General features: G+C 71.7%; 21 protein-coding genes. 10 read left to right on the top strand and 11 right to left on the bottom strand.

Translation table 11 applies throughout. The features are described 5' to 3' along the window. Positions 1 to 88: 88 nt before the first annotated feature. The 4 genes from ABT336_RS18145 to ABT336_RS18160 form a co-directional block, all read right to left on the bottom strand. Positions 89 to 514 carry a hypothetical protein gene (locus ABT336_RS18145; RefSeq protein WP_350897780.1) on the bottom strand — a complete coding sequence of 142 codons (426 nt, stop codon included), beginning with the start codon at positions 512 to 514 and terminating at the stop codon, positions 89 to 91. Beyond that, positions 511 to 1,098 carry a hypothetical protein gene (locus ABT336_RS18150; RefSeq protein WP_350897781.1) on the bottom strand — a complete coding sequence of 196 codons (588 nt, stop codon included), beginning with the start codon at positions 1,096 to 1,098 and terminating at the stop codon, positions 511 to 513. The genes ABT336_RS18145 and ABT336_RS18150 overlap by 4 nt, the downstream gene beginning before the upstream one ends. Positions 1,099 to 1,159: 61 nt before the next feature. After that, positions 1,160 to 1,735: an FHA domain-containing protein gene (locus tag ABT336_RS18155; protein WP_350897782.1), complete on the bottom strand. Its 576-nt coding sequence runs from the start codon at positions 1,733 to 1,735 to the stop codon at positions 1,160 to 1,162. Position 1,736: 1 nt separating this feature from the next. Next, positions 1,737 to 3,605 carry a serine/threonine-protein kinase gene (locus ABT336_RS18160; RefSeq protein ID WP_350897783.1) on the bottom strand — a complete coding sequence of 623 codons (1,869 nt, stop codon included), beginning with the start codon at positions 3,603 to 3,605 and terminating at the stop codon, positions 1,737 to 1,739. A 191-nt stretch (positions 3,606 to 3,796) separates the two neighbouring features. Between ABT336_RS18160 and ABT336_RS18165 the strand changes: the two genes are divergently transcribed. Both ABT336_RS18165 and ABT336_RS18170 read left to right on the top strand, forming a co-directional pair. Continuing rightward, positions 3,797 to 4,909, top strand: coding sequence for an alginate lyase family protein (locus ABT336_RS18165; RefSeq protein WP_350897784.1), 1,113 nt, complete (start codon positions 3,797 to 3,799; stop codon positions 4,907 to 4,909). A gap of 51 nt (positions 4,910 to 4,960) precedes the next feature. Continuing rightward, entirely contained in the window at positions 4,961 to 6,763 is a 1,803-nt protein-coding gene (locus tag ABT336_RS18170; protein WP_350897785.1) for a peptidoglycan-binding protein, read from the top strand. A gap of 89 nt (positions 6,764 to 6,852) precedes the next feature. On the opposite strand, the gene ABT336_RS18175 is transcribed toward ABT336_RS18170, so the two are convergent. Continuing rightward, positions 6,853 to 7,623, bottom strand: coding sequence for a hypothetical protein (locus ABT336_RS18175; protein WP_350897786.1), 771 nt, complete (start codon positions 7,621 to 7,623; stop codon positions 6,853 to 6,855). A gap of 177 nt (positions 7,624 to 7,800) precedes the next feature. Between ABT336_RS18175 and ABT336_RS18180 the strand changes: the two genes are divergently transcribed. The 6 genes from ABT336_RS18180 to ABT336_RS18205 all read left to right on the top strand — a co-directional run bounded on the left by ABT336_RS18180 (position 7,801) and on the right by ABT336_RS18205 (position 17,266). Continuing rightward, the gene (locus ABT336_RS18180) at positions 7,801 to 8,991 is read left to right on the top strand and encodes a helix-turn-helix domain-containing protein (RefSeq protein WP_350897787.1); all 1,191 of its coding nucleotides are present in this window, start codon (positions 7,801 to 7,803) and stop codon (positions 8,989 to 8,991) included. 192 nt (positions 8,992 to 9,183) lie between these two features. Beyond that, complete coding sequence (locus ABT336_RS18185; protein ID WP_350897788.1) at positions 9,184 to 9,357, top strand: hypothetical protein; 174 nt, start codon at positions 9,184 to 9,186, stop codon at positions 9,355 to 9,357. Next, a complete protein-coding gene (locus tag ABT336_RS18190) occupies positions 9,344 to 10,555 on the top strand; it encodes a helix-turn-helix domain-containing protein (RefSeq protein ID WP_350897789.1) in 1,212 nt (403 codons plus the stop codon). The genes ABT336_RS18185 and ABT336_RS18190 overlap by 14 nt, the downstream gene beginning before the upstream one ends. After that, positions 10,552 to 10,812, top strand: coding sequence for a hypothetical protein (locus ABT336_RS18195; protein WP_350897790.1), 261 nt, complete (start codon positions 10,552 to 10,554; stop codon positions 10,810 to 10,812). Before ABT336_RS18190 ends, ABT336_RS18195 begins: the two co-directional genes overlap by 4 nt. A 70-nt stretch (positions 10,813 to 10,882) precedes the next feature. Next, entirely contained in the window at positions 10,883 to 11,389 is a 507-nt protein-coding gene (locus ABT336_RS18200; RefSeq protein WP_350897804.1) for a DUF5956 family protein, read from the top strand. 417 nt (positions 11,390 to 11,806) lie between these two features. Then, positions 11,807 to 17,266, top strand: a complete 5,460-nt coding sequence (locus ABT336_RS18205) for an ATP-binding protein (RefSeq protein ID WP_350897791.1) — start codon at positions 11,807 to 11,809, stop codon at positions 17,264 to 17,266. A gap of 63 nt (positions 17,267 to 17,329) precedes the next feature. Here the strand turns inward: ABT336_RS18205 and ABT336_RS18210 are convergent, their stop codons facing one another. The 5 genes from ABT336_RS18210 to ABT336_RS18230 all read right to left on the bottom strand — a co-directional run bounded on the left by ABT336_RS18210 (position 17,330) and on the right by ABT336_RS18230 (position 21,521). Continuing rightward, positions 17,330 to 18,442: a calcium:cation antiporter family protein gene (locus ABT336_RS18210; RefSeq protein ID WP_350897792.1), complete on the bottom strand. Its 1,113-nt coding sequence runs from the start codon at positions 18,440 to 18,442 to the stop codon at positions 17,330 to 17,332. Positions 18,443 to 18,568: 126 nt separating this feature from the next. Further along, positions 18,569 to 19,249 carry a S1 family peptidase gene (locus ABT336_RS18215; RefSeq protein ID WP_350897793.1) on the bottom strand — a complete coding sequence of 227 codons (681 nt, stop codon included), beginning with the start codon at positions 19,247 to 19,249 and terminating at the stop codon, positions 18,569 to 18,571. 149 nt (positions 19,250 to 19,398) lie between these two features. Then, the gene (locus ABT336_RS18220; protein WP_350897794.1) at positions 19,399 to 20,046 is read right to left on the bottom strand and encodes a class I SAM-dependent methyltransferase; all 648 of its coding nucleotides are present in this window, start codon (positions 20,044 to 20,046) and stop codon (positions 19,399 to 19,401) included. Between the two features lie 54 nt (positions 20,047 to 20,100). Further along, a complete protein-coding gene (locus tag ABT336_RS18225; protein ID WP_350897795.1) occupies positions 20,101 to 20,586 on the bottom strand; it encodes an NUDIX hydrolase in 486 nt (161 codons plus the stop codon). A 143-nt stretch (positions 20,587 to 20,729) separates the two neighbouring features. Next, positions 20,730 to 21,521: an FkbM family methyltransferase gene (locus ABT336_RS18230; RefSeq protein WP_350897796.1), complete on the bottom strand. Its 792-nt coding sequence runs from the start codon at positions 21,519 to 21,521 to the stop codon at positions 20,730 to 20,732. Between the two features lie 268 nt (positions 21,522 to 21,789). Here ABT336_RS18230 and ABT336_RS18235 point away from each other — a divergent pair, with 268 nt between their 5' ends. Next, positions 21,790 to 23,370 carry a Na+/H+ antiporter gene (locus tag ABT336_RS18235; RefSeq protein ID WP_350897797.1) on the top strand — a complete coding sequence of 527 codons (1,581 nt, stop codon included), beginning with the start codon at positions 21,790 to 21,792 and terminating at the stop codon, positions 23,368 to 23,370. 62 nt (positions 23,371 to 23,432) lie between these two features. Here the strand turns inward: ABT336_RS18235 and ABT336_RS18240 are convergent, their stop codons facing one another. Then, complete coding sequence (locus ABT336_RS18240) at positions 23,433 to 24,836, bottom strand: MBL fold metallo-hydrolase (RefSeq protein ID WP_350897798.1); 1,404 nt, start codon at positions 24,834 to 24,836, stop codon at positions 23,433 to 23,435. A 241-nt stretch (positions 24,837 to 25,077) separates the two neighbouring features. Between ABT336_RS18240 and ABT336_RS18245 the strand changes: the two genes are divergently transcribed. Continuing rightward, complete coding sequence (locus tag ABT336_RS18245; RefSeq protein ID WP_350897799.1) at positions 25,078 to 25,701, top strand: SanA/YdcF family protein; 624 nt, start codon at positions 25,078 to 25,080, stop codon at positions 25,699 to 25,701. Positions 25,702 to 25,795 lie beyond the last annotated feature (94 nt).

Consider the following 25,795-nt stretch of genomic DNA (forward strand, 5'->3'; position numbering starts at 1 on the left):
CGTCATCTCCGGGCCCCTGGAGTGGTTGGGGGGCCTGTGGCTGGGGCGGGCCCTCTTCTGCGGGCGCCCCGCCCGCCGCACCCGCCCTTCACCTGCTCCGGCCGGGCGGATTCGCACTCTGCTGCGACGCCGGCCTGAGCGCCACCTGCGAGCTGCGCGGGCTGAGATCCGGCGTCTCCGGAGGGCGGTCCGGGGGATTCCAGTGCGGTGACCGCATCGCCGCCAAAGCCGGTCGACTGCTCGGGTCGACGCCGAACCTCATGGCGTCGAGGTCGTTGTAGACGCGATCGTCAAGCTTGTCCCGCGCCGTCTGGTACTTCTCCAGCGCCCCCGCCGACGTGGTGCGGAGGCCGAACTTGGCCGTCTCGATCGCATCGAGCTCCTCGCGCGCACTTTCGACGATCTGGCGCTGCTCCTGCGGGGTGCACTGATCCAGCTCGCGCTGAACACTGCGGGTGCAGACCTCTTCCCGCAACAGCGCCCAACGCTCCGGTGGGGGAGTCGGATCCGTCATCTGTGCGGGCCGTTGCCGCTACCGCCACCGCGCTGTTGGTGGTGCCGGGAGGAGGGGTGACGCGCGGAGTCCCGCGAGGAAGGGCCGCCTCCCCCGACCCCGGTGGAGCTGACCGCCCGGGAACTCACAGACCCGGGTCTCATGTTGAAGTTCTGCAACAGCCACGCCAGATCCTGCTCGTTCTGGACCGGATAGGGGGCCGGCTGGAAGCCGTTTGCGGAGGAGGCCGCTGTGAACTCGGTTCCGGTGTTCGACCCGTTCGAGTACACACTGTCGTTGTCCGAGTCACCTGCTCGTGCCTGTGCTCGTGCCTGCCTCATTGCGGACTCGATCTGCGTGGCGAGGAGTTCGGCAGCACGTTGGGAAGATTGAATTGCATTGCCATACTCCTGCTCGGAGATGGGTTCACCGGCTCTGAAGCCTTCCTCAAGGGAGGAAACATTTCGACTGGTGGTCTGTACCCGTGCCAGTTGGCGAGCGACGTCTCCCGCAATGGTTCGTGCTTGATCGCGATCCAGCCCCGCGACCAGATACTGCTGATCCTCCATCAGGGCGTATTCCAGTCGCTGTTTCGAGCTGGTCACAGTCGCCTCCTGCCGTCGGGATGATCGAACGACCTCACTACGGCTCGATGGCCACTGCGGTTCAGGCCGGTTTCCGGCGGAGGGCCTCCCCGGCGAGGCGGGCGCGGCGGCGGTCGTCGTTGCCGGTCAGGCCGTACTTGTCGTAGAGGCGGGAGAGGTGCTTCTTCACCGCGCTGTCGGTGATGTGCAGGGTGGCGGCGATCGTCCGGACGGTGGGGGGCTCGGGGAACGGCGTCCCGCCCACCACGTACGGCCGGCAGAGGACCTCCACCACGTCCTGCTCGCGGGGGGTCAGCGTCGGCGGTGGGGACGGCGGTTCCACCCCGACCGTCCGCGACCCGATCTGTCCGGCCGGGGCGTGGAAGACCAGCCGGGCCGGGCCGATCTCCACCCGGTCCCGGTCACGCAGGATCTGTGCCGTGCGGAGCCGGGTGGCGTTGACCCGGGTGCCGTTGGTGCTGCCCAGATCCCGGATCGACCAGCCGGTGGGGAACCGTTCGACCAGGGCGTGCAGCCGGGACACCATTTTGCTGTCGATCGTCACGTCGTTGCCGGCCGCCCGACCGATGGTGAGCGTCTCCGTGAGCGGGACCAGGCGTACCGATCCGGCGAGGTGAAGCTCGAAGTATCCGCCCACGTCACCCGCAGAACGGGTCGGTGGTGGCAGTCATCGACTCCCCGGTGACGCTGTGGGTCACCGTCGCGGTCGCCACGGTGCAGTCGACGCCCGCCCCGAGGTCCAGGGGGAGGGTCCACAGCTCGTGTGCCTGCCCGTGGGCCTGCTGCAGTACACCGTCTCCGCCGTCGGTCGGTCGTCCGGCCAGGTCGATGGTCCAGGTCCCGCCGCCGGGCATCGCGGTGTCCCGGTACTGCTGCCAGACCCAGACGTACGCCATCGTCGCCCCGCACTGCGGCGACCAGAACTGTTTCACCGACAGCCCCCGCAGCCCGCCCGAGTAGCCGTAGGCGGACGGGCCGACCTGGTGGGCGTCGTCGTAGCACCGCCCCGGCGGGGCGTCGTCACTGCTCGCCGGGCGGAGCCGACCGGCCCCGGTTACCTGCACCGTCAACGGCAGGGTGCGCCCGACGACGGTCACCGACAGCAGGGGGTTGCGGGCCCCCACCTCCCGGGGGCTGAAGATCATGCGGATCTCGCAGTGCTGCCCCGGGCTCAGCATCCGGCCGGTGCACTCCTCGCCGGTCAGCCGCAGGTCGTCGCCGTGCGGGCCGTCCGTCGCCACCCCGTGCAGCCGGACCTCCCGTCGGCCGGTGTTCTGCACCGCCACGGTGGTCTCCTCCGAGGAGGCGTAGAGGTCGTACTCGCCGATCGCCACCTCGACCGGGACGGTGAGCCGGTCGGCCGGAGCGGTGACCGCCGACCCGGCGACGGCGAGCACCGAGACCCCGGCGAGCAGGAGACCGACGGCCCGGACCAGTGCCGGTACGCGACGCCGGGTGGGTCGTCCGACGGTGGCGGTGACCGTCGGGTCGTCGTCACCGGCAGCCCTTGGCTCGCTGTCACCCGTCGTCCCCGGATCGGCGTCACCCGTCGTTCCCGTCCCGCCGTCACCGGCAGGTCCCGGCTCGCCGAGGGCAGCGGTGGTCTCGGTGCCCAGGACGAAGGGGGTGACCGGGTGCCCGGCCGCTCGCTGGGCGTGACGGAGTTCCCCGGCGAAGGCCGCGACGGAGGGCTGGCGATCGGCGGGGCTCTTGGCCATGGCCCGTTCCACCGCCGCGCAGACCGCCTCGGGAACCCCGTCGGGGCGCAGGTCGGGGACGGGTTCGGCGGCGATCCGGCGCAGGAGTTCGGGTTCGGAGTCGCCGGTGAAGGCCCTTTCACCACGGATCCAGTGCAGGACCGTCGCGGCGAGGGCGTAGACGTCCGAGGCCACCGAGGCGGGCTCGCCCCGCAGCACCTCCGGTGCCGTGTAGGGCACGCTCGCGGTGATCCGGCGTCGGCCGCCCTCGGGTACCTCCGCACGCGACCTGGCCAGCCCGAAGTCGGCGAGCTTCGGTTCGCCGTACCGGGAGACGAGGATGTTCCCCGGTTTCACGTCGCGGTGCAGGACACCGGCCCGGTGGGCGGTCTCCAGGGCACCTGCCACCGCGACGCCGCCGGCCACCGCGTCCACCCACCCCGGCGGCGCGGTCTCCCCGTCGGGTACGGCGGGCGGTGCCGCCAGCCGGTCGGCCAGCGAACCCCCGTCCTCGTACGCCATGAGCAGGTACGGGTTCCCGGCGGCGGTCCGCCCCGCCTGGTGGAGGGTGACGATGTGCGGGTGGTCCGACAACCGGCCCAGCATCCGGAGTTCCCGCTCGAACCGGGTCCGGGACGGCCCGGCCCAGTCGGCGGCGATCACCTTGACCGCGACCCACCTGTGGAAGTCCGGCTGCCAGGCCCGGTAGACGACCCCGAAACCACCCCGACCGACGGGTACGGCGTCGGTGCACCCCGGCACCCCGAGGTCGATCCCCGGGCCGCCGCCGTCTTCCGTTCCGTGCACCATCGCCCGCCATTATGGCCGAGCCGGTTTAGTCCCTGATGGGGTGTGGGTGACGGTGTGGGGAGGTTTCCCTCCCCACACCTGGTTCCGGGTCGGACCCGCCCCTACCGTGAGGCCAGCTCACCAGCCCGAACGAAGTCCCACCGCGCTGTCGTCACCGGCGTGGTGACCTTCCCTGCCCGAAGGAACCTCTGATGTCATCTGATCCGGCCCCGGTCACCTCCAGCCGACGGTCGTTCCTGCGCAGCGTGGCGGTGGTCGGTGCGGGAGTGGGCGCGGCGAACCTGCTCGGCCCGTTCGCGGCGACCCCGGCGCGGGCCGCCGACGGCACCCACCCGGGCCTGCTGCACACCACCTCGGGGCTGGCCACCCTCCGGACCAGGTCCGCCGCGACGACCGGCCAGTGGGCATCCGGCTGGGCGGCGCTACGCAGCCACCCGGAGTCCCAGCCCGGACGGTCACCCCGACCGGTGGCGACACTGGACACCGGCGGCCCCGACGAGAACTTCCCGACGCTGCTCGGTGACGCGCACGCCGCGTACCAGAACGCGTTGCTCTGGAAGATCACCGGGGAGGCCGGGTACGGCGACACCGCTCGGACCGTCCTCGACGCCTGGGGACGGACGTTGACCTCGGTCGTCGGGTCGCCCCTGCTCGGGCAGACCGCCGGGATCTACGGGTTCGTGCTGGCCAACGCCGCCGAACTGGTCCGGGACCATCCGGAGTTCGACACGGCCCGGTTCGGCACCATGCTCTCCGACGTGCTCGTCCCGGTCAGCGAGGCGTACCTGGACGCGGAGCCGGACGCCTGCGGCCCGTCGTACGCGGTGAACTGGGAGCTGTCGCACCTCGCGTCGGTGCAGGCGATCGGGGTCTTCCGCGACGACACCGCAGCCCTCGACCGGGTCACCGGGGCACTCGCCGACACCCCCCGGCTGATGAACGCCATCCCGTACGGCTGGGACGGCGGCGACTGCGACAGGTACTCCGTGACAGGTCTCGGTCTCCTCGCGGCGATCTGCGAGACGGCCTGGAACCAGGGCCGTGACCTGTACGCCGCCCACGACGACCGGCTGCTCGCTGCCGCCGAGGAGATGGCCCGCCACGAACCCGAACCCTCTGAGGGGCCGCCCCTCGGGGTCTGGGGAACCTCAGCGACCAGCCCGGCCTGGGCGATCCTGCACGACCACTACGTGACCCGTCGGGGGCTGGCCGCCCCGCAGACGGCGCTGCTCGCCGACCGGGCGCGTGCCGAGGGGGGCGGGTTCGACCTGGTGGGTCTGGGTGCCCTCGCCTACCACCCGTAGCTCGTCCGGCCCTCGTCACCCGAAGACAGTTCGACAGAAAGTGGTTCCGTCATGAAGTTCGTCAGCAGGGCCGGTTGGGGTGCGCGTCCCACCACGCCGAACGGCGACGCCCGGATCGACACCAACCTGGGGGTGAAGATCCACTACCTGGGGTCGCCCTATCGGATCCTCGGTCACGAAAACTGTGCCGCCAAGGTCCGGAGCGTGCAGAGCGGCCACCTCAACGAGGGTTACTGGGAGATCGCCTACAGCCTGGTCGTCTGCCGGCACGGCTATGTCTACGAGGGGCGAGGGGCGAACGTCCAGTGCGGCGCCAACGGCAGCCGGACGTTGAACCGTAACCACTACGCGGTTCTCGGGATGGTCGGCACCAGCCTGCCGGGACTGGGCAGCATCGGCCTCGGGTACCTGGACACCAAGCCCACCGACGAGATGAGGCAGGGCCTCCGCGAGGCCATCGCCTACCTGAGGCGCTACGGCGGCGCTCGGGGAGAGATCCTGGGCCACCGGGACGGGTTCCCCACCAGGTGTCCCGGGGGACCTCTCTACGACATGTTGCGTGCCGGTTTCTTCGAACCCGGTGCCAACAGCGGACCCGTCCAGTACGTCACCGTCGCCGGGGACACCCTGGGGTCGGTCGCCGCGAAGTTCCGGGTGCCGTGGTCGACGCTTGCCGAAGCGAACGGGCTGCCGATGGTGTTGACCGGGTCCCACCGGTTCGTCGTCGGCACCCGGCTGACCATCCCGGGGCAGGCGTCGAGCCCGGACCCGCAGGGCGGGGGGACCCCGATCACCGGGTACGTGCCGTTCCCCGGAACGGAGTGGTTCGAGGGACGTCCCAACAGCCGGATCATCACGGCGATGGGGGTCCGGCTGGTGCAGGAGGGGTGCAACCCGTACCGGGTCGGCCCCGGCAGCCAGTGGTCGGATGTCGACCGGGACGCGTACGCGATGTGGCAGCGCAAACTCGGGTTCACCGGGGCGGACGCCGACGGGTGGCCGGGGCGTACCTCCTGGGACCGGTTGCGGGTGCCCTCCGAGGGGGGAGTGTCGGCCGGTCCGGTCGGCTACGAGCCGTTCCCCGGGGCGGCGTGGTTCCGGGCCAACCCGAACAGTTCGGTGGTCACCGCGATGGGGGTCCGGCTGGTCGCCGAGGGGTGCGGGGCGTACCTGTCCGGCCCGGGGCCACGGTGGACCGGAGCGGACCGGACGTCGTACGCCAACTGGCAGCGCAAACTCGGATTCTCCGGGGGCGACGCCGACGGGTGGCCGGGGCAGACGTCCTGGGACCGGCTCCGGGTCCCCCGTCAGGGCGGAGGGCTCCCCTACGAACAGGGCGGTGCCCCGGGCCGCACCTACGAGTCCTTCCCGGGTGCGCAGTGGTTCCGGGGTCGGCCGAACAGCGCCGTCGTCACCGAGATGGGCCGCCGACTCGTCGCGGAGGGGTGCGGGCGCTACACCGTCGGCCCCGGCCCGCAGTGGTCCGACGTGGACCGGGAGTCGTACGCGGCGTGGCAGCGCAAGCTCGGCTTCTCCGGGGCCGACGCGGACGGGTGGCCAGGCCGGTCCTCCTGGGAGCAGCTCCGGGTGCCCCGGTACACCGAGCAGTACCAGCCCTATCCGGGGGCGAACTGGTTCCGGTCCAACCCGTCGAGCCCGATCGTGACGAACATGGGCCGTCGACTGGTGGCCGAGGGATGCGGCCAGTACCGGATCGGGCCGGGTCCGCAGTGGTCCGACGTGGACCGCCAGTCGTATGCGGCGTGGCAGCGCAAGCTCGGCTTCTCCGGGGCCGACGCCGACGGCTGGCCGGGGCAGGTCACCTGGGACCGCCTTCGGGTGCCGAGAGCCTGACCCGGCGGAAGGGGACCGGGCGGGCGTCGAATCGGGGGAGTCCGTGCCGCGCCGTGACGGCGGGTACGGACCACGACGCCCCCCCGGTCTCACCGGGGCCTCTGCCCACGCCCCTTCTGCTGCGGTGGACCTGGCACGAGCGGATGCTGCGAGCTGCGGGGACTGAGGTCCGGCGTCCGGACCGGCCGGTTCTGCGCGGGATCGTGGTGCGGCGACTGCATGGCCGCCACTCCGGCTAACCGGCTCGGGTCACCGGCCCGAGTCGGTAGGCCCAGGATCTCCGCGACCCGGGCGTCCAGTGCCGCCCGGGCCTGCGGGTAGGTCTCGGCGGTCCCGTCTCCGCTGTTGCGGAGCTTGAACCTCGCCATCTCGAAACCGTCGAGTTCCCGACCGACCTGGCGGAGGAGTTCGGGATCAGGGCGGTCCGGCGAGAGGGCCTGCCTGACGTCGGGGCTGAGAAGGGCCGCCCGCAGGGCCTGCCACCGCATCGCGTCCCACTGTGGCTGACGGGGCTGATCAGATGCGGGATCGGCGAACGACCTGATCCAGGCCCACGTCGCCGAGGCCCAGCCGGAGGAGTCGAGGATGCGGCGGCCGACGGCGACTGCGAGCTGCTTGCGCTTCATGTCGTACGCCTTCTGCACCAACTCGTTCTCGGGGAACTGCTCGACAGCGGTCCACGCCTTTTCGACCCGGTCGAGTTCGGGGGCGAAATCCTCGACGAGGCGCTGCTGGACCGCCGGTGTCGTCTGGTCCAGAGCCATCTGGATCCGCCAGCCGACGATCTCGTGCCACAGCCTCGCCGACCGGTCGTCCGGCCCGTCCGGCTGAACGGCGTCGCCGGTGGGCTCCCCGGTCATCTCCGCCTCCTGTCGCCGGTCCTCGATCCGATGACAAGAATGCCAGCAATTTCAAACCGGGCGGATGGCTGTCTGCGTCGGTGTGGCCACCCAGCGTCACAGGGCGTACCGTCCGAAGTGGCAGCCGCCTGGGTAGAGACGCGGACGCCGCCCAAGTCCGAATCCCGGGAGAGACCGATGGCCATTAGCCTTCTCGGACGCCAACTCCGCGCCCACCGCGTCCGACGTCGTATGACCCAGGGTGAACTGGCGTCAGCTGCTGGTGTCAGCACCGACCTGGTAAGGAAGTTGGAGCAGGGGCAGCGGCAGAGCGCTGGCCTGGACTCCATCGCCAAGTTGGCTGGCGCGCTCGACATCACCATGGCCGACCTGCTGGACAAGCCCCGTGTTCTTGCAGGTGGTGAAGATGGAGAGCTGGGTGCGCTGCGCCGTGCCGTGCTCGGCGTCGCGCCGCTCGACCAGGAACCGCCCACCCTCACCGAACTACGAACGGTGCTCGCTGGCCTCTGGCAGACCTACTGGACTGGCCGGTACGCCTACCTGGCTCGTGAGCTACCACCGCGGATCAGCCAGGCCCGCGCCCTTGCCCGCAGCGCGCCAGCGGCCAACCAAGCCGCTGCACAGAGTCTGCTCGCCAGCGTCATGCAGATGACCAGCAGCCTGCTCGCCCACCTTGCCCACGAGGACCTGGCGCACCTCGCGCTGGTCGCCGCCGAGCAGGCCGCGACGGCCGCTGGCGACGAATTGCTGTACGCCTCGCAGCAGGCCACGCGGGCATGGGTGCTGTCCCGACAGGGACTCTGGACGGAGTCGGAGCAGGTTGCCACCACGGCGGCCGCTGCGATCGAGCCGCGCCTGTCGCAGGCCGACGTGCACCACGTCGCAGTCTGGGGCGAACTTCTGCGCTATGGGTGCACGGCCGTGGCCCGGTCTGGCCGGGATGCCGAGGCCAAAGAGCTGCTCGGGCTGGTCCAAGCCGCCGCGCACAGGGTGGGCGGTGACGTGCCGACCCGGTACGTCGGCGGGGTGTTCGGTCCCACCGTGGCGGCGATGAAGGCGGTGGACGTCGCAGTCTCCGCAGACCGGCCCCGCGCGGCGATCCGGCTGGCCGAGCAGATCGATCACCCGGAGCACGTGCCAACCGCAATGCACGCCCGGTACCTACTGGGGGTGGCGTGGGCGCAGACGGCGGACTGGCGTAGCCAGGACGCGGTCGACGTGCTGCGTCGCGTCGACCAGCTTGCGCCGGAGGTTCTGGCGCACCAGACGTTGGCCCGAGTGATCATCGAGGAGCTGCTACCGCGCAGGCAGCGACAGCGGCTACCCGGCTTGGTAGCGCTCGCCGAACGGGTCGGTGTGGCCGGATAGGACGGGATGTCCTACCCGGCACCCTGAACAGGCACCCGACTGGGACAGTTCGCCACACCGACACACATCTGTCGATAAGTAGCGTCTCGACTACGAGGGGCTACGGTCGTTTCATTCAGATTTTCTGCCGCCCTCTCGCTTTCTGCGGGGCGGAGAAGCCGTCCCCGGCCACCGAGTTGCAGGGGGATGGCGATGATCAGACGTATCCGAAAGACCGAGCCGCCGCCCGTGTCCGGGTCCGAGATCCAGGCCGCCGAGTACGAGGCGGCGCGGCAGCGGATCCTCGACCAGGCCGAGGCCGAGCGGACGCCGCTCGACGACCTCACCCGGGCCGTACGGGTCGGACGGCGACGTGACCGGCCCTGATCACAACTCGTTGCCGATCGGTCGCCGGGTGGCGTACTGGCGTGGTCGGCGCAACCTGTCCCAGCAGGTGTTCGCCGACCGGATCGGGAAGTCGAAGTCCTGGGTGGACAAGGTCGAGCGGGGCATCCGGCGTCTGGACAGGGTGTCCGTCCTCGACGAGATCGCCGAGGCCCTGAGGATCGACGTCTCGTTGCTCCTCGACCCGGTCGGTGAGAGGCGTGTGGTCACCCCGGGTGACGACCTTCGGGGTGCGGTGGCACGGGTACGGACGGCGCTCGCCCGACACGACCCCGCACCGCGTACGCCCTCCGTTGCGGAGTTGCAGAAGGCGGTGCGGCACGGGTGGTCGTCCCTGCGTTACGGGCGGCTGCTGCGACTGCTGGGTGACCTGCCCCGACTGTTGGCCGGGCTGCGCCACATCCCGAGTCGCGACCTCGGCACCGCCGCACAGGTGGTCAGCCAGGCGTACCAGCTCGCCGCGACAGTACTGCGGCGGGTCGGGGCGTGGGACGCGGCGTGGTTGGCCGCCGACCGGGCGATGACTGTCGGCGCGGGTCTCGTCCCGGTGCTGGCGGCCCGCGCAGCCGTGCCGCTCGGCGGGGTGGTGCGGGACCTCGGCCAGCCCCGGGCCGCGTACGAGTTGTGCGTCTCGGTCGCCCACGACCTGGCCCCGCCCGACCCGTACCGTGCCGACCCCGATCACCTGTCGGTGTACGGCAGCCTCCTGCTCCAGGCGGCGATGGCCGCCGCCCAGCTCGGCGACCGGCACAGCGTCGCCGAGCTGGTCGACCAGGCTGCCGACGTCGCCGAGTGGGTCGGTGTCGGCCTGGACCACCACGACACCGCCTTCGGTCCGCCGCTCGTCGACGGGGTCCGGGTCGCTGCGGCCCTGGCCCTCGGCGACGTGGCCGAGGCGGTGATCGGGTACGAGGCGGCTACGACCCGGCCCGGGTACGTGACGCTTCCGGCGGGTGTCCGGGCGGACCACCTGATCGACGTCGCCGGTGCGTACGCGCACCTCGGTGACCTGGACGGGGCCGGGTGGGCGCTGTTGGGCGCGGACCGGCTCGCGCCCGACGAGATCAGGCTGCGGCCGGCGGGACGGGCGACTGTGGCGTCGGTGCTGCGCCGGTCCCACCCTCCGGACCCCCGGCTCGCGGCGCTGGGCGAGGCCCTGGGGTTGGACGGTGCCCGGTGACGGCACTGGTGGTGCCGGCCGGGCTCCGGCTGTCGCTCGCCGCCGGTGACTGGGCGAGTCACCTCGGTCTGCCGGGGATGGTGCCGTTGGAGGTGCGGACCGTGGTCGCGGCGGTGGCCTCGGCCGGTGGTGCCCCGGTGGGCATGGTGTGGGTGCGCGGGCACCTGCCGGAGTGCGACCAGGTGGGGTGCGCGCGGTCGTGGTGTGTGCGGGTCGCGGTCCGGGCCGAGGTGCTCTACGACGCGCTGGCCGGGTGAAGTTGGCACCGGCCGTCGCGCTTGAAACCCGCCGGTCACAGCTCATGGCCGGTCTATAGTCCCGACTGTGGTGACCTATGACTGGGGGACAGACCAACCCCCTCACCCGCACGCTGCGAACTCGGCCGGGCACCCTGATGCAGAGCCCGGACGGTTGCCGGAGGTGCAGCGGCTGATCGAGCAGGGTTGGGAGTTGGCACCAGACGCCCCGATGCTGGCCTTCCTCCCCGCCGTATGGCCCGCAGGTCTACGGACGTGGGTACCGGACCGCTCCACGCGACACGAGCAGCGATGGACCACCGATCCCGCCACAGGCGAGAGCCGCAGCTTCACGGCCCAGTCCAGCACCACCCTCATCGAGGAGGTCGAGAACGACATCGACGCCTTGCTCGCGGAGGCAGGGATCCTGGACCGGCCAAGAGGGCGCATCTGGCTACTGAAGCCACCAGTCGGATTCGCCTCGCTGGAAGCATTCCTTCAGCACGTCGGACACCAGGTAGATGCCGCCGGCATCAACGGTGAACTGACCGAGGCGTACGTCGCTGTAACTGCCCGCTGCCTCACCCAATCGCCATAGAACAAGCCGGGCAGCAGACCAACGCTCGGGTCCGGCGCTCCGTCGGCGCCGTCAACCCAACACCGAATCCGGCCGTCAGTGTGGCCGCGGAGCTCCCCTACGACCTGTAGCACCCCAACACCGTTCCGAGCGGAGGTGCCAACTACATCCGGACGGGTGCCACCTCCGGTGCCAACAACCGTGGACAGTGCCAACTTCATGTCAACTGACAGCGACGCGCTGGCCGGGTGACTGCGGAATCCTGGTCCGGCTCGGTGTGGGGTGGGGCGGACAACAGGAGTTGTAGGCTTCCTACAACGGGTGCGGTCGAGTATGCGCGGCTGCGACATGGCGCCGCCGCCCGGGAGCGGGAAGGGTGAAGACTGCCGAGACCCTCGGGGCTCGGCTCTTCGTCGGTCTGCAGGAGGGCTCGCTCGCGTGTTCAGTCGTGTCGCCATCGTCAACCGTGGCGAGGCCGCCATGCGGCTCATCCACGCCGTCCGGGAGTTGGCCGCCGAGACCGGGACCCCGATCGAGACCGTCGCCCTGCACACCGACGTGGATCGTACTGCCACGTTCGTCCGTGAGGCCGACGTCGCGTACGACCTCGGGCCGGCGTCGGCGCGGCCGTACCTCGACCTGAAGGTCCTGGAGCGGGCCCTGGTGGAGACCGGGGCGGACGCCGCCTGGGTCGGGTGGGGGTTCGTCGCGGAGGACCCGGCCTTCGCCGAGCTGTGCGAGCGGGTCGGGGTCACCTTCGTCGGGCCGAGCCCGGACGCGATGCGCAAGCTCGGTGACAAGATCGGCGCGAAGCTGATCGCCGAGGAGGTCGGCGTCCCGGTGGCCCCGTGGAGCCGTGGAGCTGTGGAGAGCCTGGACGCCGCCGTGGCGGCTGCTGCCGGGATCGGCTACCCCCTGATGCTCAAGGCCACCGCAGGCGGGGGCGGACGCGGCATCCGGGTGATCAACAACGAGGCCGAGTTGGCCGACGCCTACGAGCGGACCAGCCAGGAGGCGGCGCGGGCCTTCGGCAGTGGCGTGGTGTTCCTGGAGCGTCTGGTCACCGGGGCCCGCCACGTCGAGGTCCAGGTGATCGCCGACGGCGAGGGCACCGCCTGGGCGCTCGGCGTCCGGGACTGCTCGGTGCAGCGGCGCAACCAGAAGGTCATCGAGGAGTCGGCGTCGCCGGTCCTCGACGCCGACCAGACGGCCGAGTTGAAGTCGTCGGCCGAGCGGCTGGCGGTGGCGGTCGGCTACCGGGGTGCGGCGACCGTCGAGTTCCTCTACCACCCCGGCGACCGGCTGTTCGCGTTCCTGGAGGTCAACACCCGGCTCCAGGTCGAGCATCCGATCACCGAGTCGACGACCGGGTTCGACCTGGTCAAGGCGCAGCTGATGGTGGCCTCCGGCGGTCGCCTCGAAGGTGAGCCGCCGGCGGAGCGGGGGCACGCCGTCGAGGCGCGGCTCAACGCCGAGGACCCCGACCGGGACTTCGCCCCCTCCCCGGGCCGGATCGCCCGGCTGGACCTGCCCGCCGGGCCGGGCATCCGGGTCGACACCGGGGTCAGCGAGGGCGACACCATCCCCGCCGACTTCGACTCCATGATCGCCAAGATCATCGCGTACGGCAGGGACCGGGACGAGGCCCTCGGCCGACTCCGGCGGGCCATGGCACAGACCACGGTGATCATCGAGGGGGGTGCGACGAACAAGAGCTTCGTCCTCGACCTCCTCGACCAGCCCGAGGTCATCGACGCCAGCGCCGACACCGGATGGATCGACCGGGTCCGGGGCGAGGGGCGTCTCGTCACCCACAGGCACTCCGGCGTCGCCCTGGCCGCCGCCGCGATCGAGGCGTACGAGGAGGAGGAGCGCGCGGAACGGCAGCGCCTGCTCTCCACCGCCTTCGGCGGCCGACCCCAGGTGCAGCACGACAGCGGCCGTCCCCTGGACCTCAAACTGCGCGGGGCGAGCTACCGGGTCCGGGTCGCCCGGGTCGGCGCGCACCGGTTCCGGGTCGGCATCGAGGCCGGTGACACGGTCGGGGCCGCCGACGTCGACCTGGACCGTTTCGACAGGCACACCGGTCAGATCGTCGTCAACGGAACCCGGTTCCACCTGCTCATCGGCACCCACGGGCCGATCCACCTGGTCGAGGTCGACGGCGTGGCCCACCGGGTCAGCCGGGACGAGGGCGGGGTCGTCCGCTCCCCCGCACCGGCGCTGGTGGTGGCGACGCCGCTCGCCGTCGGTGCCGAGGTCGAGGCGGGCGCTCCGGTGCTGGTGCTGGAGAGCATGAAGATGGAGACGGTCCTGCGGGCACCGTTCCGGGCCCGGCTCAAGGAGTGCGCCGTCTCGGTGGGCAGCCAGGTCGAGACCGGTGCGCCCCTGCTGCGCCTGGAACCGATCGCCGACGACACCGAGGCGCAGGAGACCACCGCCGACACCGTCGAACTGGACCTGCCCGTCGCCTCCGACGCGGTCCCGACCCGGACCCGGACCATCCGGGGCCAGGAGGATCTGCGCAGCCTCCTGCTGGGGTACGACGCCGACCCGCACGACGAGGGCCGGGTCCTCGACGACTACGTCGCCGCCCGACAGAACGCCATCGCCGACGGGCGTCGGCCGCTGGCCGAGGAGATCGAACTCGTCGACGTCTTCGCCGACCTCGCCGAGCTGAGCCGCAACCGCCAGTCCGGTGAGGACGGCGGTGGCGAGGGCCACCTGCACAGCGCCCGGGAGTACTTCCACACCTACCTGCAGAGCCTCGACGTGGAGCGGGCCGGGCTGCCGAAGTCGTTCCAGGGTCGGCTCGCCAAGGCGCTCGGCCACTACGGCGTCACCGACCTGGAACGCTCGCCCGACCTGGAAGCCGCCGTCTTCCGGATCTTCCTCGCCCAGCAGCGGGCCACCACCGACGCCGCAGTCGTCGCCACGCTGCTGCGCGCCTGGCTGCGGGAGCCCCCGCCGGACGCGGTGCTGCACGAGCCGGCCGGTCTCGCCCTGGAACGGTTGGTGGCCGCCACCCAGGTCCGGTTCCCGGTCGTCGCCGACCTCGCCCGGGGCGTGGTGTTCGCCTGGTTCGCCCAGCCGCTGCTGCGTCGCAACCGGGCCCGCGTCTACGCCGACGTCCGCCGTCACCTGCGGCACCTCGACGCGAACCCGGAGGCCCCGGACCGCGCGGAGCGCGTCGCCGAGATGGTACGCAGCACCGAGCCGCTGGTCCGGCTGCTCGGCCAACGGCTGATCCGGGTCGACCGGGACAACACCGTGATGTTGGAGGTGCTGACCCGGCGGTACTACGGCAACAAGGGGCTGACCAGCGTCCGTACCCGTACCGTCGCGGGTTGCACCTTCGTGGTGGCCGAGCGCGCCGGATCGCTGCTGGTCTCGACTGCGGTGAGCTTCGAGTCGCTGGGGAACGCCCTGCGGGGGCTCGCCGAGCTGGCCGACGGTGAGGAGGCCATCGACGCCGACGTCTACCTCGCCTGGGAGAACCAGCCCGAGAGCACCGACGCGATGTCGGCGGCCCTGCACGAGGTGGTCAGCGCGAACCCGCTGCCGGCCCAGGTACGCCGGGTCACCACCACCGTCGCCGGGCGCAGCGGCGCGGTGATGCACCACCACTTCACGTTCCGCTCGTCGACCCTCGGGATGACCGAGGAGCGGCTGATCCGGGGCCTGCACCCGCACATCGCCCAGCGCATGCAGCTGGAGCGGCTGCGCAAGTTCGACCTGACCCGGCTGCCGTCGTCGGACGAGGAGGTCTACCTCTTCCAGTGCGTGGCCCGGGAGAACCCCTCCGACGAGCGTCTCGTCGCGTTCGCCCAGGTACGGGACCTGACCGCACTGCGGGACCAGGACGGCCGACTGGTCGCCCTCCCGACGGCCGAGGACACCGTCGCCGCCTGCCTCGACTCGATCCGTCGGGCCCAGTCGCGGCGACCGTCGAAGAAGCGGGTGAACACCAACCGGGTGGTCCTCTACGTCTGGCCGCCGAGCGAGCTGACCAGGGCCGAGCTGGAGATGATCGCCGGTCGGGTCCGCCCGACCACCGCCGGTGCCGGGCTGGAGGAGATCCTGCTCATCGCCCGGGAACGCGACTGCACGACAGGTGAACTCGTCAAGATCGCCGTACGGATCTCGTTCGACGCGTCCGGCGGGGCCGAGTTGACGGTCGGCGAGCCGTCGGACGACCCGATCGAGCCGCTCGACGACTACCGGCAGAAGGTCCTGCGGGCCAGCAGCCGCAACACCGTGTACCCGTACGAGCTGACGGCCCTGCTCGGTGACTTCGTCGAGCACGACCTCGACGCCGACCACGTCCTGGTCCCGGTGGACCGGCCGAAGGGCCGCAACACGGCGGCGCTCGTCGCCGGTGTGGTCACCACGCCGACCGCCCGGCACCCGCAGGGCCTCACCCGGGTCGTGCTCCTCGGCGACCCGACGAAGTCGCTCGGTGCGCTCTCCGAGCCGGAGTGCCGTCGGGTGATCGCCGCCCTGGACCTGGCCGAGCGGTTGCAGGTCCCGCTGGAGTGGTACGCCCTCTCCGCCGGTGCCCGGATCTCCATGGCCTCCGGTACGGAGAACATGGACTGGGTGGCGGCGGCGCTGAAGCGGATCGTCGAGTTCACCCAGGACGGCGGCGAGATCAACATCGTGGTCGCGGGGATCACCGTCGGCGCGCAGCCGTACTGGAACGCCGAGGCGACGATGCTCATGCACACCAGGGGCATCCTGGTGATGACGCCGGACTCGGCGATGGTGCTCACCGGCAAGCAGTCGCTGGACTTCTCCGGTGGCGTGTCGGCCGAGGACAACTTCGGCATCGGCGGCTACGACCGGGTGATGGGGCCCAACGGGCAGGCGCAGTACTGGGCACCGGACCTGACCGCCGCCCGGGGCGTCCTGATGTCGTACTACGACCACACGTACGTCGCGCCCGGTGAGGACAGGCCCCGCCGGACCGGGACCACCGACCCCGTCGACCGGGACGTCACCCGGTTCCCGCACGTGGTGGAGGGCAGCGACTTCACCACCGTCGGCGAGATCTTCTCCGCCACCGCGAACCCGGACCGCAAGAAGCCCTTCGACATCCGGACCGTGATGCGGGCCGTCTCCGACCTGGACCACCCGGTGCTGGAGCGGTGGGCGGGCATGGCCGACGCGGAGACGGCGGTGGTGCAGGACGTCCACCTCGGCGGCATCCCGGTCTGCCTGCTCGGCATCGAGTCCCGGACGGTGTCCCGGCGGGGCTTCCCGCCCACCGACGGCCCCGACGTCTACACCGCCGGCACCCTGTTCCCCAGGTCGTCGAAGAAGGCCGCCCGGGCGATCAACGCGGCCAGCGGCAACCGGCCCCTGGTGGTCCTGGCGAACCTCTCCGGCTTCGACGGGTCGCCGGAGTCGATGCGCAAGCTCCAACTGGAGTACGGCGCGGAGATCGGCCGGGCGATCGTCAACTTCCGGGGCCCGATCGTGTTCTGCGTGATCTCCCGGTACCACGGTGGGGCGTTCGTGGTCTTCTCCAAGGCGCTCAACCCGAACATGACGGTCCTCGCGTTGGAGGGCTCGTTCGCCTCGGTCCTCGGCGGTGCCCCCGCCGCCGCCGTGGTCTTCTCCGGTGACGTCAACGCCCGTACCGCAGCCGACCAGCGGGTCCGGGACCTGGAGGCCCGGGTCGCCGCCGCCACCGGCACCGACCGGGCGGCGCTGACCGCGGAGCTTGACGAGCTTCGTTCCTCGGTACGCGCCGAGAAGCTCGCCGAGGTGGCCACCGAGTTCGACAGGGTGCACAACATCCAGCGGGCCGTCGAGGTCGGCTCGGTCGACGCCGTCATCAGGGCCACCGAACTGCGTCCCCGGATCATCGAGGCCATCGAGACCCGGCTGGGCTGACGCCCGGCCCGACCCGCGCCCGCCCGGTTCCCCTTCGACGGGGGACCGGGCGGCGTCGTTACCTCATCCCCACCAGAAGAGCGAGCCGAGCACGATGTAGAGCGCGACGAGGGCCAACCCCTCCAGGTGGTTGACAGTCCCGTCGATGGTGACGAAGACGACCAGCAGGGCCGCCACGATCACGGCGACGATCTGCAACGGCGGGAAGATCAGCGTGAACTCCCCGGCACCGAGCAGCGGCGCGATCAGGGTCAGCACCGGGGCGAGCATCAGGGCGACCTGGAGTGCGCCCTCCATGGTGATCGCGGTGGCGGTGTCGGCGTCCCCGCGCAGGCTCAGCTGGACCGCCGGGGCGAGCTGGGACAGGTTGCCGACGGTGGCGACCAGGAACAGACCGACGAAGGCCGGGTTGAGACCCATCGCCTCGGTCGCCGGCACCAGGGCGTCGGTGAGCCAGTCCGCCTCGAAGGCGATCAGCAACCCGGCCACCACCACCAGGATCAGCACCCTCGGCAGCGGCCAGGTGCCGACCTTCGCCTCACCGGTTCCGTTGTGGACCGGCGGGGGCGCGTCGGTGTTCTTGCCCAACCGGAACGGCAGCGACACCAGGAAGACGGTGAGCAGGGCGATCGCCACCACGTACGAGACGGCGCTGGTGTGCTCGGCGGCGGGAGTGCCCAGGTTGACGGCGATCGCCGGGGTGATCAGCGTGGCCATCAGCAGCACCAGGAGGACCCGGGTGACCTTGGCGTGCCGGCCGTCGATGGTCATCGTCCCGTTGCGCAGCCCACCGGTGAGGTACGCCAGTCCGTTGCCGAGCAGCAGCAGGTTGAGCACCGACCCGATCAACGCGGCCTGGACGACTGTGACAAGTCCGGCCCGCAGGGCGAAGATGCAGATGATGAGTTCGGGCAGGTTGCCGACGACGGCCTGGAAGGTGCCGATGGTGGCGGGTCGCATCCGGCCACCGAGCTGGTCCAACGCCCGGCCGAGGACGGCGGAGGCGAGGGTGATCGCCCCCAGGGTGCCCAGGAACCGCAGGACCGGGGGCGCTCCGGCGAAGTGGGCCGCCCCCACGAGCAGCGCCGCGATGATTGTCGCCACCCAGAGCATGAGGTCGACGAGGCGACCGATGTCCTGGCGTCGGCCCTGGACCCCGGACGCGGCTTCTCCCATGATCACACTATGCCGGGTGGGGGTCGCCCGCCGTCAACGGGCCTTGATTCATGTCACTTCGTCGCCTGGACCCTGGTTGCGGACGGGGTGGTGCGGGGCGCCGGACCGGCACCCCGCACCGTCGCCTCAGACGCCGGCGACCGAGGTGATCCAGCTTCGGCTGTTCGCCACGGAGGCGTAGTTCTGGTAGGTCGACCCGTTGCCTGTCGAGCAGACCCCGACCTGCTGTCCGTTGTAGAACTGCGGCCCGCCCGAGTCGCCCCGCCAGGCGACCCCGTCCACCCCGGTGCTGCGGATGGCCTGACCGCCGTACGCGTCGGTGGCACCGGTGGAGCTCACCTGCACGGTGGCGGTCTTCAACGTGGGGGACGCGGCGCAGTTGGTGCAGGTCCGGCCCCACCCGAAGATCGTGTTGGTGGACCCGGTGGGCGGGTTGCTGCTGGCCAGGGTCACGTACGTCGTGGAGATGGCGGTGCTCAGGTAGAGCAGGCCGAGGTCGTACCGGTTGTAGGTGGCGCTGACAGTGGCGGTGCTGCCGCCGGAGGAGCGGTTGACGCTGCCGACCCGGACCGACATCGACCCGCCGAGGCAGTGTGCGGCGGTGAGCACCCAACGCGGCGCGATGATCGAGCCGGAGCAGGTGAACGACCCGCCGGACAGGACGGCGGCGGCCCAGGGGGCTGACGCGACGGGGCTACCGCCGATGATCGGCTGCGGTGCGGTGGGGGCGGCGACTGCGGTCGAGGGGGCGAGGAACGCACCGACGAGAGCGGTGGCGACGGTCGCCATGGCGAGGCGGAGACGCAAGACGAACTCCTTACCGAGGGGGCGATGAGGCCCGACAGTAGGCGAATCCGGGTGTCGGCGACAATATCTGGAACAGCTGTTTCCGAACTGTGCGCCTCATCGCTCCAGTCGGCGGTTCGGTGGTATGACCCGGCGATTATCTATTCACTTCACTGGATCTGATTCGGTGTGGTCCGGGGTGCGGAGGCGGCCTCCAGGACGTACAGTCGCCATTCCCGGCCGTCCTGGCCGAGGAGGTCCTGACGGACTGGCGAACGGGCCGTGAGGTCGGCGTTGAGCCGGTCGACGAACGTCCGCCACCGGGGGGTGCGACCCTCGTCCGGCTGCCACAGCGAGACCACCAGCGCGCCCCCCTCGGTCAGCAGGGGAAAGAGGCCGTCGACGACGGCGGGGGCGTCGTCGAGGTAGTAGAGGACCTCGTTGAGCAGGACGACGTCGAACCGGCCCCGCACCGGCAGGGCGGTGACGTCGGCGCAGACCCAGTGGTGACCGGCACCCCAGGGGGGACGCGGAAGGGCGGTCAGGGACCAGTCGACCCCCAGGTACCGGCCGGGGTACGCGGCCCCGCCCACCGCCTCGTACAGCAGACCGGTGCCGGAGCCGAGGTCGAGGAGGCTGGTCGCCCCGCGCTCACGTATCTCGGCTGCGATCCGCTGGTAGCGGACCGCCTCCACGTCGTCGGCGAGGTAGTCCCATCGACCGCTGCGGTACTGCGACTCCCACCCGGCGCGGTCAGTCGAATCGGGTACGCGAAGCGTCGTGGCGGCGCCTGCGGAATCCTCACCGGTCTGCGTCATCACAGCACGATAGCCGAGTGTCCGGCGGGCCGCCGATCGAGCGGCACGGATGCCTCAGGTGGTCGACGGACCGCCCCACCAACGTTCGAGAAAGGCGGCCTGTTCGGGGATCGTCCCGTCCGGCACCCGGCGGAAGGTCCCGATCTCGTCGGCCTGCTCGGCGGCGGCCAACCGGCCCGTCACCACGGCGGCCTCGAAGGCGATCCCGACCGGCCAACCCGGGTACCCGCCCCGGTGCAGGCTCGGATACTCGATGTAGCCGAGCATCCCCAGGACGCTCACCTCGACCCCGAGTTCGGCGCGGGCGACCCGGCGGACCGCGTCGGGCAGGAGTTCGCCGAAGTGCACGGTCCCGCCGGGGATGTGCCACCGACCCCGGCACGGCTCGATGGACCGACGGGTGAGCACCACCCCGGTCGGGGTGGTGACGACGACCTCGACAGTCAACCGGGGCACCCGCGCGTAGATCGCCGCGAACTCGGCCGGTGGCAACGGCCGGTCAGCCGTCGGTCCGACCGGCGGCGGGAGGACATCCACCATGGCAGTCAGGTTGGCACACCGGCCCCGGACGACCGGGCAGGTGACCCGGCGTGGCGTCCGAGCACCGGTGGCAGGACCCGGACGAACGTCAGCGCCCCGGCACGCGGGTCAGCAGCGGCACGGCCCCTCAGCGGTACGGCCGGTCAGCGGCGCGGACCGGTGACGAGTCGGGCGTACACGTCACCCGAGCGGCCCAGCGGACGGAACCGTTCGACCAGCCGTAGCAGTTCGCCGGCGTTCATCCAGCTGTCCTGGGCGTACCGCATGGTCTCGATCGGCGAGTAGTTGTACTCGTAACCGCCCGCCGGGGCACCCAACCGCTCGACCTGGCCGAGCACCTCGACCGCAGCGTCGTGGGCGGGCGGAAGGTACTCGAAGGAGAGCGCCGCAACCGGATGGGTGAGTCCGGCGAGCACCTCCGACTCGAACCCCTCGACATCGATCTTGCAGAAGGCCGGCACCCCGTGCCGGGCGATCAGGTCGTCGAGGGTGGTGACCTTGACCTGGAGGGTCTGGTCCCACCGGACCCTGGCGAAACTCTGGTCGGTGGTCACCGACTCGATCCAGTTCTGCGACAGGGTGGAGACCGTCGGGGTGGCCGTCGACAGCGCCAGGCTCGCCTGACCGGCCTGCGCCCCCACCGCGTCGGGGACGAGGGTCACCTGCGGATCCCGGCCGAAGAACAGCCGCAGCATCCGCAGGCAGTCCGGTTGCGGCTCGATCGCCACCACCCGGGCACCGAGCTTGCGCCAGGTGCGGACCCGGCCACCCACGTGCGCGCCCACGTCGAAACCGAGGTCACCCGGGCCGAGGAAGTCGCCGTAGAGGCGGGCCGCCCGGCGGTGCTTGCCCGGCTGGCCGTGGTACAGCACCATCGACCGGGCCAGACCCCACGCGCGGCGGGGCAGGTCCCGCCCCCGTCCAGCTGTCTCCATGCTCGTTCCTCCCGCTGTGCGCCGTCGGGCTCCGGCAGCCCGACGTGGGTCGGCTACGCGGAACGCGGCCGACACCGTCTAGTACGGCATACCCCGGTTCGCCGGTTCACCGCGGCCGGATACCGGACCGGCCTGCCCACTGTGGCACCCCTGGGGCCGCCGGACGACCCGAAACCCCCTGTCGGATCCCCTGTTCCCCCATGTCACGGGCGGTACCCGTAACACGATGGTCTCGGGGGACCGGTGCACCGAACGGAGGGGCGGGGGCGTGGAGGCTCTGGTGCTGATCGTGGTGCTGGGCGCCACGGTGATCGTCGGCACCACCCTCGGCGGCCGGTACAGCGTCGCCCCGCCGGTCCTGCTCATCACGCTGGGTGCCCTCCTCGCCCTCCTGCCGCCGCTGTCCCACGTGGTCCTCGAACCCGAAGTGGTGTTGCTGCTGTTCCTCCCGGCCATCCTCTACCGGGAGAGCCTGGTCGTCAGCCTGCGGGAGATCAGGGCGAACCTCCTGGTGATCGTGCTGCTCGCCGTCGTCCTGGTCGTCCTGACCATGTTCGCGGTGTCGCTGACCGCCCAGGCCCTCGGTGTCGTACCGGCGGCGGCCTGGGTGCTCGGGGCGGTGCTCGCACCGACCGACGCGGCAGCGGTCGCCGGGCTGGCCAAGCGGATGCCCCGCCGGATCCTCACCACCCTGCGCGCGGAGAGCCTGATCAACGACGGTACGGCGCTGGTGCTGTTCGCGGTCACCGTCGGAGTGATCTCCGGGCACGCCTCACCCGGCGCACTCGAACTCGTCGGCCAGTTCGTCGGAAAGGCTACCGGCGGGATCGCCGCCGGGCTGGTCACCGGAGGGGTGGTGGTCCTGATCCGCCGTCGCCTCGACGACCCGCTGCGGGAGGGAGCGCTGAGCGTACTGACCCCGTTCGTGGCGTTCCTGCTCGCCGAGACGGTGCACGCCAGCGGGGTCCTCGCCGTGGTCGTCGCCGGTCTGCTCCTGTCGTACGCCGCGCCCCGCGTCATCAGGGCACCGTCCCGGGTGCTGGCCCTCGGCTTCTGGGACCTGGCCACCTTCCTGATCAACGGTTCGCTCTTCGTCCTGCTCGGCATGCAGATCCCCCGGGCGGTACGCGGCATCACCAGCATCTCGGCAGCGCAGGCCCTGGTCATCGCCCTGGTGGTGACCGGGGTGGTGGTGGCCACCCGGATGCTCTGGGTGCACCTGTCGATCGGCCTGATCGAGGCGTTCGACAGACGGCCGGGTCGGCCGGAGGAACGCGTCGACTGGCGGGTCCGGACGATGGCCGGGTGGGCGGGTTTCCGGGGCGCCGTCTCCCTGGCGGCGGCGCTCGCGGTGCCGGTGACCACTGACACCGGGTCACCGGCAGCCGAACGGGATCTGATCATCTTCTGCACCGCCCTGGTCATCGTGCTGACCATGCTGTTGCAGGGCACCACCCTCCCGGCCGTCGTCAACTGGGCGCGCCTGGTCGGCGACCCCGGCCGGGACGACGAGGTCAGGCTGGCCCGGGTGGCCGCCACCCGGGCGGGACTCGCCGCGCTGCCCGGGGTGGCCGCCCGGCTCGGGGTCAGCCAGGACTCGGTCGACCGGCTACGGGGCGACTACGAACAGCACCTCGACGACGTCGAGTCCGCCGGGAGCGAGGAGGGGGACAGCGCCCGGGACCGGGAACTCGTCCGCCGACTCCAGCTCGACCTGCTCGACCACAAACGCCGCGAGGTGACCCGGCTGCGCGACCGCAACGAGATCGACGACGCGGTGCAGCGGGAGGTGCAGGCGGTGCTCGACATCGAGGAGATCAGACTGCTCGGCCCACAGACCCCCGACTGACCCCCGTGGCTTCCCCTACCGAGTTCCGCTCACGGCCGGCGGATCCCCCTGTCGACTCCCGCTCACGGCCCCGGCTCCCCCGGCACCACGGGGAGGCCGGCGTCGGCGGCGACGCCGTAGTCGTCGTCGACGAGCACCGCCGTACGACCGGCGCGGGCGAGCAGGCTGGCGGCGACGGCCGCCCGGTACCCGGACCCGCAGTGCACCCACACCGTCCCGGCAGGCACCTCGTCGGAGCGGTCCGGCAGGTCGGCCAGGGGGAGATGCACCGCACCCTCGACGTGATCGGTGCGCCACTCGTTGCCCAGCCGGACGTCGAGCAGGACGTCCACCCCGGGCAGACCGGCCGGCGGGGCACCGGCGCGGGCGGCGGCGAGGTCGGCGAAGGTGGCCCGGGGCAGCCCGACGAGCCGCTCCTCGACGCCGTCGACCCACTCCCCGGGGTCGCCGGTGGCAGCGGCGGCGGGGCGGTCCACCCCGATGCGGGCCAGTTCCCGCTGCGCCTGCGCGATCTGCTCCTCGCTCTCGCCGAGCAGGGTCAGCGGGGCTTCCCACGGGGCCAGCCACCCCAGCCAGGTGGCCATCGGCCCGTCCAGCCCGAAGCTGAGCGTCCCGGTCAGGTGCCGACTGGTGAACGCCGTACGCGACCGCAGGTCCACCACCCACTGGCCGTCCGCGATCCGGTCGGCCAACTCGGCGGCGTCCGCCCTCCGGGCCGGGGTCAGGTCGATCGGGTCGGCCCCGGCGGCGTTGACCGCCCCCAGGTGCGCGTAGTACGCCGGGTACGCGTCGAGCCCGGCGAGGGTCTGCTCGACGAAGTCGTCGGCCGCCAACCGCAACGCCGGGTTGACCTGCCGTTCCCGCCCGACCGTCGACTCCGGCGCGTCGGACTGGGCGGCAGCGCAGAAACTGCCGAACCCGTGGGTGGGCCAGACCTGCGCCCCGTCGGGCAGGAGGTCGGCGAGTCGGCGTACCGACCGGTGCTGGTGTGCGGCGAGGGCGTGGGTGTGCCGGTGACCGAGCAGGTCGGTGCGTCCGGTGGTGCCGAACAACAACGACCCGCCGCTGAACACCCCCACCGGCCCGTCCGGGCCGTGCAGGACGTACGACAGGTGGTGGAAGGTGTGCCCGGGGGTGGCCACCACCTGGAGCCGCATCCGGTCGGAGACCGTGACCTCGTCACCGTCGGTCACCGGCACCCGGTCGAAGCCCACCTCGTCGGCGGCGGCCACCAGATACCGGGACCCCGTCGTCCGGGCCAGGGCCAGCCCCCCGGAGACGTAGTCGTTGTGCAGGTGGGTCTCGACCACGTACGCGACCCGGACCCCGAGCCGTCCGGCCAGGGTCAGCACCCGGTCGACGTCGCGTTGCGGGTCCACCACCACAGCCACCTCGCCGTCGTGGGCCAGGTAGCTGCGGTCCCCCAACGACGAGGTCGGTACGACCTCCACCTCCACCGTCCGCACGTCGCCACTCCCGTCCTCGTCGCTCCCGTCGGCCTGCTGTGGCTCTCCCCGTCGGCCCGGACCGTCAAACGCCCACCGCCCGGAACCGGCGGGCACCCGTCCGACGCCACCGCACCGCTACGCTCATCCGATCCGTCGACGGGGGGGCGATGTCATGGCTGCTGGTGAAGTCGATCCGGGATCGGTGGCGAACGATCGGTCACCGCGTCGGCGGCGGTGGCGTCGACTGTCGGCTCTCGCGGTGGCCGTCGTGGTCCTGCTGGCCAGCGCGCCCTGGCTCTGGACCGTCGTCGCCGCCACCGGCCACCGGTACGCCGCGACCGACGCCCCGACCGCCGACGTGGTCATCGTGCTGGGGACCGAGGTGTTGCCCGACGGGCGACCGTCGGTTCGACTCGCCGGCCGGTTGCAGACCGCTGCCGAGCTGGTCAGGACGGGTCGGGCGAGGGTCGTCCTGCTCTCCGGGGACGGCGGTGGGGTCTCCGGTGACGAACCGGCGGCGATGACGGCGTACCTGACCGACCGGTTCGGTGTCGACTCCCGTCGGATCGTCACCGACCCGGACGGGCTGGACACCTACGACACCTGCGTCCGCGCCCGGGACGTGTACGGGGTCCGGCGCGCCCTGGTGGTCACGCAGGCGTACCACCTGTCCCGGGCGGTCGCCCTCTGCCGGCACCTCGGGGTCGACGTCGACGGGGTGGCCGCCCGCTGCGACGACTGCCCGGCCACCCTCCTCGCCGAGAAGTGGGTCCGGGACTACCTGGCCAGCGGCAAGGCCGCCTGGGATGCGGTGACCCGACGTCCCCCGGCGGTCGAGTCACCGCCGAGCACCCGGATCCAGGAGGCCCTGAGCCCCGCCTGACCGTCGCGCGCTTCCCCGCCCCGTCCGGCCGCCTCCCCACCGACCCCACGGAAGGGGCTGGGCCTCCACCGACCCCACGGAAGACCCGCCCTCC

Source organism: Micromonospora sp. NPDC000207 (genome assembly GCF_040300925.1).
Taxonomy (GTDB): domain Bacteria; phylum Actinomycetota; class Actinomycetes; order Mycobacteriales; family Micromonosporaceae; genus Micromonospora.

Excerpts from the sequence above, each read along its gene's own strand:
- ABT336_RS18225 (WP_350897795.1), bottom strand. The coding sequence starts at position 20,586 with ATGGTGGATGTCCTCCCGCCGCCGGTCGGACCGACGGCTGACCGGCCG.
- ABT336_RS18175 (WP_350897786.1), bottom strand. The coding sequence starts at position 7,623 with ATGACCGGGGAGCCCACCGGCGACGCCGTTCAGCCGGACGGGCCGGAC.
- ABT336_RS18185 (WP_350897788.1), top strand. The coding sequence starts at position 9,184 with ATGATCAGACGTATCCGAAAGACCGAGCCGCCGCCCGTGTCCGGGTCC.
- ABT336_RS18145 (WP_350897780.1), bottom strand. The coding sequence starts at position 514 with ATGACGGATCCGACTCCCCCACCGGAGCGTTGGGCGCTGTTGCGGGAA.
- ABT336_RS18180 (WP_350897787.1), top strand. The coding sequence starts at position 7,801 with ATGGCCATTAGCCTTCTCGGACGCCAACTCCGCGCCCACCGCGTCCGA.
- ABT336_RS18160 (WP_350897783.1), bottom strand. The coding sequence starts at position 3,605 with ATGGTGCACGGAACGGAAGACGGCGGCGGCCCGGGGATCGACCTCGGG.
- ABT336_RS18165 (WP_350897784.1), top strand. The coding sequence starts at position 3,797 with ATGTCATCTGATCCGGCCCCGGTCACCTCCAGCCGACGGTCGTTCCTG.
- ABT336_RS18210 (WP_350897792.1), bottom strand. The coding sequence starts at position 18,442 with ATGGGAGAAGCCGCGTCCGGGGTCCAGGGCCGACGCCAGGACATCGGT.
- ABT336_RS18230 (WP_350897796.1), bottom strand. The coding sequence starts at position 21,521 with ATGGAGACAGCTGGACGGGGGCGGGACCTGCCCCGCCGCGCGTGGGGT.
- ABT336_RS18220 (WP_350897794.1), bottom strand. The coding sequence starts at position 20,046 with ATGACGCAGACCGGTGAGGATTCCGCAGGCGCCGCCACGACGCTTCGC.
- ABT336_RS18170 (WP_350897785.1), top strand. The coding sequence starts at position 4,961 with ATGAAGTTCGTCAGCAGGGCCGGTTGGGGTGCGCGTCCCACCACGCCG.